This window comes from Microbacterium sp. BWR-S6Y, assembly GCF_041379845.1.
In the GTDB taxonomy this organism is placed as follows: Bacteria; Actinomycetota; Actinomycetes; order Actinomycetales; family Microbacteriaceae; genus Microbacterium; species Microbacterium hydrothermale.
Genome location: NZ_JBFECV010000001.1, coordinates 230,368 through 240,479 on the forward strand (window position 1 = coordinate 230,368; position 10,112 = coordinate 240,479).

A 10,112-nucleotide genomic window follows, 5' to 3' on the forward strand; every position below is an offset into this window, starting at 1 on the left:
CGAGGAAGGTACCCGCGATGCGCGAAGTATTCCACCAGTCCCTCGAGGACGTCCAGAGCCGCCTGGTCGAGATCGCCGACCTCGTGACGGTCGCGATCGACCGCGCCACGCGTGCCTTCGGAACCAGCGACGTCTCCCTCGCAGAAGAGGTCATCGAAGCCGACGCGATCATCGACGAGAAGGCGGTCGAGCTCGACGAGCTCGCCATCGAGATCCTCGCCCGCCAGCAGCCCGTCGCCCGCGACCTGCGCATCGTCGTCACCGCCCTGCGCGTGAGCGCCTCGCTCGAGCGCATGGGCGACATGGCCGAGCACATCGCTCAGCTCGCGCGATCGCGCTTCCCCGAGCGCGCGATCCCGAAGGGCCTCAAGACGACGTTCACCCGCATGGGTGAGCTCGACGTCGACGTGGCGCGCAAGCTCGCCGAGCTGCTGCGCACGCAGGACCTGCGCATCGCCGAGTCGATCCGCGACGCCGACGACGACATCGACGAGCTGCACGTGAGCGTCTTCGAGAAGGTCCTCGGCGACTCCTGGAAGGGCGAGGCCACGGCGACGGTCGACGCGACCCTGGCCAGCCGGTACCACGAGCGCTTCGCCGACCACGCGGTGTCGGTCGCCAAGAAGGTCGTCTACCTCGCGACCGGCGACTGGGCCGGCGCCGACGACGAGGTCGAGCACGAGCCGAGCCCGGTCATCTGATCACGGCCTGGACACGGAAGGGGGTGGATGCCGCGGCATCCACCCCCTTTCGTGTTCGCGGCGTCAGTGCTTGTTGCCCTGCGCGGCCACGGCGGCGGCACCCGCGGCGGCGGCCTCGGGGTCGAGGTACTCGCCCGGGCCGAGGGGCTTCATGTCGTCGTCGAGGCGGTAGACGAGCGGGATGCCGGTGGGGATGTTCAGCTCGGCGATGTCGGCGTCGCTGATGCCCTCGAGGTGCTTGACGAGGCCGCGCAGCGAGTTGCCGTGCGCGGTGACGAGCACCGTCTTGCCGGCCTGGAGGTCGGGGACGATGTCGCTGTGCCAGTAGGGCAGCATGCGGTCGATGACGATCGCGAGCGACTCGGTGTCGGGGACCTCGCCGTCGATCCCCGCGTAGCGCGGGTCGCCGACCTGGCTGTACTGGTCGTCGGCGGGCAGCGGCGGCGGCGGCACGTCGAACGAGCGACGCCACAGCATGAACTGCTCGTTGCCGAACTCCTCGAGGGTCTGCGCCTTGTCCTTGCCCTGCAGCGCGCCGTAGTGACGCTCGTTGAGACGCCACGAGCGCTTCACCGGGATCCACAGGCGGTCGGCCGCGTCGAGCGCGATGTTGGCGGTCTGGATCGCGCGGCTGAGCACCGAGGTGTGCAGCACGTCGGGGAGAACGCCGGACTCGGCCAGCAGCTCGCCGCCGCGCTTGGCCTCGTCCTTGCCCTGGTCGGTGAGTCGCACGTCGACCCAGCCGGTGAACTGGTTGGTCTTGTTCCACTCGCTCTGCCCGTGGCGGAGGAGGATCAGCGTGTGAGGCATGACCCCATGCTATCGACGCGCGGGCCCGCCTCCCGAGTCGATGCTGGCATCATGTCGGAGTGACCCCCTCGCCCGTCGGACGCCCCACGCGGGGCACGACGGGCTCCAACCGCCTGCGCCGCATCGACCGGTGGATCGCCCGCCACCCCGTGCTGCGCCGGACGGACGATCCCCTCGTCGTCGATCTCGGCTTCGGGGCGAGCGCGGTGACGCCACTCGAGCTCCTCTCCCGGCTGCACCGGAGCCGACCGGATGCCACCGTCCTCGGCCTCGAGATCGATCCCGACCGGGTCTCGCGCGCGAGGGAACAGGCCGAGGATGTCGCCGGCATCTCCTTCGCCCGCGGCGGCTTCGAGGTGCCCGTGCCGAACGGGCGGCGCCCGGCCGTCATCCGGGCGATGAACGTACTGCGGCAGTACGACGAGGCCGACGTCGCCGAGGCGTGGGCGCGCATGTGCGGCCGTCTGCAGCCCGACGGCATCCTCGTCGAGGGCACGTGCGACGAGATCGGCCGCATCGCCACCTGGGCGGAGGTGGGAGCGGATGCCGTCCCCCGCACCCTCACGGTCTCGCTGCGACTCAGCGGGCTCGACTCCCCCGCGATCGCGGCCGAGCGCCTGCCGAAAGCGCTCATCCACCGCAACGTCGACGGCGAGCGCGTGCACGGGTTCGTGGCATCCCTCGATCGCGAGTGGGCGCGCGCGGCGAGCGTCGCCCCCTTCGGGCCGGTGCACCGCTGGCGCACCGCGATGCAGGCCCTCGCCGACGCGGGCTGGCCGCTGGTGCGCCGCGACCGGTGGAGACTGGGCGAGGTCGGGGTGTCGTGGGAGGCCGTCGCTCCGCGGTAATCCGCGCGAGCGCGGCGTGCCCGCGTCTCTCAGATGCGCGGCAGGAGGGCGCGCGCGTCGGCCGACGGCACGCCCGCGGCGACGAGCAGGTCGACCGCGAGCGGGCGCATCGCGGCGACGAGGTTGAGCTCGCCGATCCCGCCGTCGGGGAGGAGCCGCGCGGGGTCGAGGCGACGGGTGAGCGCGGTGAGGGCCTCGCGCGCCGCGGGCTCCATCGAGATGTCGTCGAGACCGTCGCGCACGAGGGCGGCCGCCCGGGCGAGCTCGGCGAGCAGATCGGCGGGCACCGGGCGCGGCTGCCCATCGGCGCAGAGATAGGCGGCGCGGCGCGCCACGACCCGCAGGTTGCGCGTCGCGAGGTCGAGGGCCTCCCGCACGCGCTCGTGGCGCTGCAGCTCGGTGCGCTGACGGCGCAGGAACGGTGAGATCCGCGCCACCTCGCGACCCGATTCCAACGACCCGCTCCACGCGTCGACGTAGGTCTGGAGAGAACGCGCGCGTTCCAGACCGCGCTCCGCACGGGCCCGGTCGCCCTTGCGCAGAGCCCGCACGATCGTCGACATCGCGGCATCCAAGGCGTCGAACAGCTCATCGGCGTCGCGCAGCTCCGTGCGCCGCAGCGTCCTCGGGATGAGGGCCGTCACCGCGAGCGCCGCGACACCGCCGATCGCCCCGTCGACGAGCCGCAGGAACGGCGCCCCCGAGACGAGCACGAGGGCGATGAGCGATTGCACGACGGCCGCCAGCCCGAACCCCGGCTGCGGCGAGAGGAAGCGCGCCACCACGAGCGTGACGGCCATCGCCACGGCGATCTGCCACCAGCCGGCACCGGCGACGAGCAGCACGACCTCGGCGATCAGGATGCCGACGAGCATGCCCAGCACGGTCTCCGCGACCCGCCACGGTCGGGCATCGCGCACCAGCCCGAGGCTCGACACCGTCACGGTCGCGGCGAGCAGGGGCACCGGGTGACCGAGCACGAAGTGCGCGAAGGCGAATGCCGCCGTCGCGGCGACGACGATCTGGGCGATCGCGGGCACCGACTCGCGCACGCGGTGGACGCGCCGGGAGAGGGTGGACCTCCAGCGGGAACGAGGGACGACGACCCCGACGGTCGTCGACGACTCGTCCGCGCTCATTCCTGGGTGCTGCTGCGGCGGCGGCCCAGGCGCGGCAGGCGCGGAACAGCCGCCGTCGCACCGGCATCCGCGGGGACGATGGTCTCGGCGGAGGCGGCGAGCGGACCGTCGGCGGTCATGACCACGAGCGGCACCCCGTCCGCGGCGGTGCGCTTGACCAGGGCCAGGGCGATCGGCCCCTCTTCGTGGTGCACCGCGACCGAGGTGATGGTGCCGACCACGTTGTCGCCGGCGAGGACCTCGTCGCCGCGGACGGGGAGCAGATTGTCGCTGCCGTCGAGCTGAAGGGCCACGACACGGCGCGGCGGGTGCCCGAGATTGTGCACCTTCGCCACCGTCTCCTGGCCGCGGTAGCACCCCTTCGACAGGTGCACCGCGGTGCGCAGCCAATCCATCTCGTGCGGGAGCAGACGCTCGTCGGCGTCCACCCCGACGCGCGGGCGCCACGCGGCCACCCGCAACGCCTCGACCGCGTCGAGGCCGGCCAACGACAGCTCGCCGCGCACGGCGGCGTCGATCAGTCGCTCGAACTCCGCGGCATCCACGACGGCCTCTGCCCAGTCGCGTTCGGCGCCGGGGTGCGGCTCGACGCGGGCGTACGCCCAGCCGCCGGGAGAGACCTCGGGCCACGGGTCGACCCAGACGGGCGCGACGGTGCGGAGCCCCGCCACCGCCTCGCGCGTTCCGCCGACCACGAAGAGGTCCTCGGAGCGTTCGCGCACCTCCACCCGCAGGCGGAAGCGCATGCGGGTCAACCACGCGGCCAACGCCTCGGCGTCGGTGGCGTCCACGATCAGCCAGGCGGTCTCTCCGTCGTCGATGACGGATGCCGCGTGCTCGACCCGCCCCTGCGGATCGAGGATCAGCATCTCGGTCGACACCCCCGGCGCCAGGTGCGTGAGCGCCTGCGACGAGAGGGAGTCGAGCCAGCTGCGGCGGTCGTCTCCGCCCACGGAGATCACGCGCCTGTCGCCGAGCGGGGCGAGGGCGCGACCGGAGGCCAGTCTGCGCTGCTCCGCGACAGGGGAACCGACGTGGCGGAGTCCCCGGTCGTCGATCACGGCACCGGGGACGTCGGTGAGGGTGCTCATGTCACTCCGCCCGGGCGAGACGCGCCGACGCGTGGGAGCCGAGCTCCCGGCCGAGGGCGGCGATGTCCCACGCCCACAGGAGGTGGTTGTCGACGAGGCCGTACAGGCGCGTCGCCGCGGCGTAGGGCTTCGCACCGGCCGTGCGCACGACGGCATCGGTCGCCAGGTCGATGCGCGGGCCCTTCACCTGCCCGACGTACAGCTCGAGCACGCCGTCGGCGTGGGCGAGGCTCACCTCGATGTCGAAGCCGCCGTCGGCGTTGCGCAGCGCCTCGACGTCGTCGGCGGTGCGCTCGACGGCGGGTGCCGTCGGCGGCAGCAGAGCGGGACCGGCGTCGGCGTCACCGACGGGCCGCGCCAGTCGCCAGTAGCCGATCTCGGAGACGAGGGGGCGGCGCTCGTCACCCTCGAGGAGCCAGGCGTCGGCCGAGTAGTTGAGGAAGGCGCCGCCGTCATGGCTGAAGCTCACGCGATGCGCGAACTCGCCCGAGAAGGTGCGTCCGTCGGCCTCGTAGTCGATGACGCCGGTGCCCTCCCAGACACCGACGAGCCACGACAGGGGGACGAGGTCGGCCGGAAGGTCGGTCGGGATCTCGATCACGGGAGCGCTCAGCGCTGGCCGCGATAGAGGTTCCAGATGACCGTTCCCGACACGAAGGCGATCGCTAGCGAGGCGAGGCCGAGAAGTCCCACGAAGAACAGTTCGAGCGCGAGGAGGTCCATGCTTCGATCTTAGAGGGCGGCGAGCTGCGCCAGCGCGAAACCGGCCGTGATGACGCCGAGGACGACGAGGGCGCCGAGGCTGCTCAGCGCCATGCGCTGGATGAAGGCCTGCGACCGGCCGTACCAGAGCTGCACGGCGAACGCCGCGATGATGCAGCCGCCGAGGGCGACGCTGATCCACTGGGCGCGCCATCCCGCCGGGGCGAACAGACCGATCGCCACCCCGGCCAGAGCGGCGAGCACCCAGACGGCGACGATCCCGCCGAAGGTGCGTCGGGGGGTGAGGTCGGGAGTCGACATGCCCCCATCATCACTCAGAGGGCCTCGCGGATGCACGCGAAGCGCCGGTGACGGTGGGGCGCGGCGCCTCACCCTAAGATGATCGGGTGCGCGGCAGGCCGCGCGGGGAGGTCCACTTGGCTCAGCTTCTCGTTCTCAGCTCCGCCCCCGGCGGCGGTGCGGCGTTGCCCGCGCTCGAACTGCTGAGCCACCGCGTGCGCCAGATCCCCGCCGAGGCGGCGCAGCTGATCAACGCGCCCAGCGCCGACGTCATCTTCATCGACGCGCGCTTCGACCTCGTCGGCGCGAAGTCGCTGTGCAAGATCATGTCGACCACCGGCGTCGAAGCCCCCCTGGTGCTCATCGTCACCGAGGGCGGCCTGACTGCCGTCTCCACCGACTGGGGAATCGACGACGTCGTGCTCGTGGGCGCGGGCCCCGCCGAGATCGACGCGCGCATCCGTCTCGCGATGGGGCGGCGCACGGTCGACCAGGTGTCGACGCGCATCCAGACCTCCGGAATCACGATCGACGAGTCGTCGTATTCGGCGAAGGTGCACGGCAAGCCGCTCGACCTGACCTACAAGGAGTTCCAGCTCCTGCACTTCTTCGCCACGCACCCCTCCCGCGTGTTCACGCGCGAGCAGCTGCTGAGCGAGGTGTGGGGGTACGACTACTTCGGCGGCACCCGCACGGTCGACGTGCACGTGCGACGACTGCGCGCGAAGCTCGGTGATCTCGAGCAGCTGATCGGCACCGTGCGCAACGTCGGATACCGGTTCAACGTCTACGAGGACGACGCGCCCGCGGCGGCATCCGCCCCCGCCTGAGACGTGCGGAACCGCGTGTTCACTCCCGTGTCACCGACCCCTGCAATGATGTGGGGATGATGGAACACGACGCGCTGGATGCCGGGCTCGGCGACGCCGACGACGACGACTTCGACGAGGCCGTCGAGGCCGACGACGACCAGCTGCCCGACCACCGCTACCTCGACCGCGAGCTGAGCTGGCTGGCGTTCAACCAGCGCGTACTCGAACTCGCCGAAGACCCCGCCGTGCCGGTCCTCGAGCGGGCGAACTTCCTCGCCATCTTCGCCAGCAACCTCGACGAGTTCTTCATGGTGCGCGTCGCGGGTCTGAAGCGTCGCATCGTGACGGGCCTGGCCGTTCCCACCAACGTGGGCCGTGCGCCGCTCGACGTGCTCGCCGACATCTCGGCCGAGGCGCATCGCCTGCAGCTGCGCCACGCCGCCGCCTGGACCGAGAAGGTGCGTCCCGCCCTCGCCGAGGCCGGCATCGAGGTCGTCACCTGGGACTCGCTCGACGACGACACCGCGGCCCGTCTGACCGAGTACTTCCAGCGCAACGTCTTCCCCGTGCTCATGCCGCTGGCCGTCGACCCGGCGCACCCGTTCCCCTACATCTCGGGGCTGTCGCTGAACCTCGCCATCCGCATCCGCAACGCCCGCACCGGGCGGCAGGAGTTCGCGCGTCTCAAGGTGCCGCCCATGCTCCCGCGCTTCGTCGAGGTCGCCGGCGACGGTCCGGGCGTGCGCTACCTCCCCCTCGAAGAACTCATCTCCAATCACCTCGGCGACCTCTTCCCCGGGATGGAGGTGCTCGACCACCACGCGTTCCGCCTCACCCGCAACGAGGACATGACGATCGAGGAGGACGAGACCGAGAACCTCATCCAGGCCCTCGAGGCCGAGCTGCTCCGCCGCCGTTTCGGTCCGCCCATCCGTCTCGAGATCACCGACGACATGGACGACGTCACGCGCGACCTGCTGCTGAGCGAACTCGACATCACCGACCAGGAGGTCTACCGCCTCCCCGGCTCCCTCGATCTGCGCGGCCTGTTCGACCTGTCGCGCATCGACCGTCCCGACCTGCACTACCCGCCCCACGTGCCCAAGACGGCGCTGGCCTTCCAGCCGCCCGAGCAGAACGGCCGCGCCGACCTGTTCGGCGCGATCCGCAAGGGCGACGTGCTCGTGCACCACCCGTACGAGTCGTTCGCGACGAGTGTGCAGGCCTTCCTCGAGCAGGCCGCGCGCGACCCGCACGTGCTCGCCATCAAGCAGACGCTGTACCGCACCTCGGGCGACAGCCCCATCGTGCAGGCCCTCATCGACGCGGCGGAGGCCGGCAAGCAGGTGCTCGCCCTCGTCGAGGTCAAGGCGCGCTTCGACGAGGCGAACAACATCGTGTGGGCGCGCAAGCTCGAGAAGGCGGGCGTGCACGTGGTCTACGGCCTCGTCGGCCTCAAGACCCACTGCAAGCTCGCTCTCGTCATCCGCGAAGAAGAGGGGCGCCTGCGCCACTACAGCCACGTCGGCACGGGCAACTACAACCCCAAGACCAGTCGCATCTACGAGGACTTCGGCCTCTTCACCGTCGACGACCAGGTCGGTCGCGATCTCACGCGTCTGTTCAACGAGCTCAGCGGTTACGCGATCGAGAAGAAGTTCAAGCGCCTCCTCGTCGCCCCCCTGCACCTGCGCAAGGGGCTGCTGCGTCACATCGACAAGGAGCGGCAGAACGCCCTCGCCGGCAGGCCGTCGGGCGTGCGCATCAAGGTCAACTCGATGGTCGACGAGCAGATCATCGACGCGCTCTACCGCGCCAGCCAGGCCGGGGTGCCCGTGGAGGTGTGGGTGCGCGGCATCTGCTCGATCAAGCCCGGGGTCGCGGGCATGAGCGAGAACATCACCGTGCGCTCGATCCTCGGCCGCTACCTGGAGCACTCGCGCATCTTCTCGTTCGCGAACGACGGCGACCCGCAGGTGTTCATCGGCAGCGCCGACATGATGCACCGCAACCTCGACCGGCGCGTCGAGGCGCTCGTCCGGGTGGTCGACGAGGCGCAGGTTCGCGAGCTGACGACGCTGTTCGACCTCGCGATGAACGACGGCACCAGTTCCTGGCACCTCGGTTCCGAGGGCGAATGGACGCGGCACAGCACCGACGCCGAGGGCGCTCCCCTGGTCGACCTGCAGGAGCACACGATGGCGCTCGTGCAGCGCAAGCGGCGCGCGCGGACGGCGCGGTGACCGAGACCGCCGTCTACGCCGCGGGCGGTGTCGTGTGGCGGGTGATCGAGGGCAAGCTCCGCATCCTCCTCATCCACCGCACGAAGTACCGCGACCTCACGCTGCCCAAGGGCAAGGTCGACCCCGGTGAGACCCTCGCCGAGACCGCCGTGCGCGAGATCCGCGAAGAAACCGGCATCCGTGTCGCCCTGGGCGTCCCCGTGGGGGTGTCGAGATATCGGATGCCGAACGGCCGGACGAAGATCGTGCACTACTGGGCGGCCGAAGCGACCGACGCGGCCGTGCGCACCTCGTCGTTCGTGCCGAACAAAGAGGTCGCCGCGATCGAGTGGGTGAGTCTGAAGAAGGCGCGGAAGCGGCTGAGCTACCCCGTCGACATCGAGATCCTCGACGAGTTCTGCCGGATCGTCGACGAGGGCGCCCTGCCGACGTTCCCGATCGTCGTGCTGCGGCACGCGAAGGCGCGGTCGCGCGAGGACTGGGAGGGTAGCGACACCGCCCGCCCGCTCACCACCCGCGGCCGACGCCAGGCCCAGGCGATCGTGGGGCCGCTGCTCGCGTTCGGGGTGCGTCGCGTGATCTCCAGCCCGGCGGAGCGCTGCGTCCGCACCGCCACGCCCATCGCCCAGGCGATCGGTCAGCGCGTGCAGTTCGCCGAGTCGATCAGCCAGGACGCCTGGGAAGACGGCCGCGCCGACGCCCGGTCGGTGATCGGGCAGCGGGTGCGTTCGCGCAAGCCCGTCGTGCTCGCCAGCCACGGACCCGTGCTGCCCGACATCCTGCACGAGCTCGCGCTGGCGACGGGCACCATGAGCGGCTCCTACCTCGGCAGCGCCTCGGCGCTCGAGCCCGCCGCGTTCTCAGTGGTGCACGTGCCGGTCGAGCACCCCGGCGCGGGCATCGTCGCGATCGAGACGCACGAACCGCAGGTGTGACGCTTCCGCCCGGTGTCGAGGTGGCCTGGCGGGAGGTTTCCGCCGGCTCGCCCCGGCGCGATGCGTCGAGGGCCCTCCTCGCTGAGCTGCTCCCCGGCGCGACCGTCTCGTCGCGCTGCGCCGCGTGCGGGGGCGATCACGGTCGCCCGCGCGTGGAGGGGGCGGATGCCGCCGTCTCCGTCTCCTACGCACCGGGGTGGGCCGTGGTGGCGGTGACGTGGAACCACACGCGGATCGGCGTCGATGCGGTCCCCGCCGCCGCCGCCGGTCTGGAGCGGATCCTCCCGCACGGCGGCGAGGATGCGATCGGATGGGCCCGCGTCGAGGCCGTGCTCAAGGCCGATGGACGAGGTCTCGCGGTCGATCCGGCGCGGGTGGAGGTGCGCGGTCAGGGTCCGGCCTGGACGGCCCGCATCCGACACGCGGTCGGTGACGGAGGCGTCGCGAGGAAACCTCGCAACTGGAACGGTGTCGACATCGAGGCCCCCGCGGGCCTCGTTGCCGCCATCGCCGTGCGCTGACGCTTCGCGC

11 protein-coding genes are annotated in these 10,112 nt (G+C 71.5%); 6 read left to right on the plus strand and 5 right to left on the minus strand.

The window, feature by feature from the left end:
- Positions 1-17: 17 nt before the first annotated feature.
- Entirely contained in the window at positions 18-701 is a 684-nt protein-coding gene (gene phoU, locus AB1K56_RS01040) for a phosphate signaling complex protein PhoU (protein ID WP_371204154.1), read from the plus strand.
- 63 nt (positions 702-764) lie between these two features.
- On the opposite strand, the gene AB1K56_RS01045 is transcribed toward phoU, so the two are convergent.
- Positions 765-1,511 (minus strand): phosphoglyceromutase, encoded by a 747-nt coding sequence (locus AB1K56_RS01045; protein ID WP_136586642.1) that lies wholly within the window; start codon positions 1,509-1,511, stop codon positions 765-767.
- A gap of 59 nt (positions 1,512-1,570) precedes the next feature.
- On the opposite strand from AB1K56_RS01045, the gene AB1K56_RS01050 reads away from it, so the two are divergent.
- Positions 1,571-2,359 (plus strand): class I SAM-dependent methyltransferase, encoded by a 789-nt coding sequence (locus tag AB1K56_RS01050; RefSeq protein WP_371204155.1) that lies wholly within the window; start codon positions 1,571-1,573, stop codon positions 2,357-2,359.
- A 29-nt stretch (positions 2,360-2,388) separates the two neighbouring features.
- Here AB1K56_RS01050 and AB1K56_RS01055 read toward each other — a convergent pair whose 3' ends face one another.
- The 4 genes from AB1K56_RS01055 to AB1K56_RS01070 all read right to left on the minus strand — a co-directional run bounded on the left by AB1K56_RS01055 (position 2,389) and on the right by AB1K56_RS01070 (position 5,612).
- Positions 2,389-3,498 (minus strand): aromatic acid exporter family protein, encoded by a 1,110-nt coding sequence (locus tag AB1K56_RS01055; RefSeq protein WP_371204156.1) that lies wholly within the window; start codon positions 3,496-3,498, stop codon positions 2,389-2,391.
- Entirely contained in the window at positions 3,495-4,589 is a 1,095-nt protein-coding gene (locus AB1K56_RS01060) for a folate-binding protein YgfZ (RefSeq protein WP_371204157.1), read from the minus strand. The genes AB1K56_RS01055 and AB1K56_RS01060 overlap by 4 nt, the downstream gene beginning before the upstream one ends.
- A 1-nt stretch (position 4,590) precedes the next feature.
- Positions 4,591-5,190 (minus strand): FABP family protein, encoded by a 600-nt coding sequence (locus tag AB1K56_RS01065; protein ID WP_371204158.1) that lies wholly within the window; start codon positions 5,188-5,190, stop codon positions 4,591-4,593.
- Between the two features lie 131 nt (positions 5,191-5,321).
- Positions 5,322-5,612, minus strand: a complete 291-nt coding sequence (locus tag AB1K56_RS01070) for a hypothetical protein (RefSeq protein ID WP_136586646.1) — start codon at positions 5,610-5,612, stop codon at positions 5,322-5,324.
- A gap of 116 nt (positions 5,613-5,728) precedes the next feature.
- On the opposite strand from AB1K56_RS01070, the gene AB1K56_RS01075 reads away from it, so the two are divergent.
- The 4 genes from AB1K56_RS01075 to AB1K56_RS01090 are packed head-to-tail and all read left to right on the plus strand — an operon-like array spanning position 5,729 to position 10,102.
- Positions 5,729-6,421 (plus strand): winged helix-turn-helix domain-containing protein, encoded by a 693-nt coding sequence (locus AB1K56_RS01075; protein ID WP_076676835.1) that lies wholly within the window; start codon positions 5,729-5,731, stop codon positions 6,419-6,421.
- 56 nt (positions 6,422-6,477) lie between these two features.
- Complete coding sequence (locus tag AB1K56_RS01080) at positions 6,478-8,646, plus strand: RNA degradosome polyphosphate kinase (RefSeq protein ID WP_371204159.1); 2,169 nt, start codon at positions 6,478-6,480, stop codon at positions 8,644-8,646.
- Positions 8,643-9,581, plus strand: a complete 939-nt coding sequence (locus tag AB1K56_RS01085) for an NUDIX domain-containing protein (RefSeq protein ID WP_136586648.1) — start codon at positions 8,643-8,645, stop codon at positions 9,579-9,581. The genes AB1K56_RS01080 and AB1K56_RS01085 overlap by 4 nt, the downstream gene beginning before the upstream one ends.
- Positions 9,578-10,102: a 4'-phosphopantetheinyl transferase superfamily protein gene (locus AB1K56_RS01090; protein WP_371204160.1), complete on the plus strand. Its 525-nt coding sequence runs from the start codon at positions 9,578-9,580 to the stop codon at positions 10,100-10,102. Before AB1K56_RS01085 ends, AB1K56_RS01090 begins: the two co-directional genes overlap by 4 nt.
- Positions 10,103-10,112 lie beyond the last annotated feature (10 nt).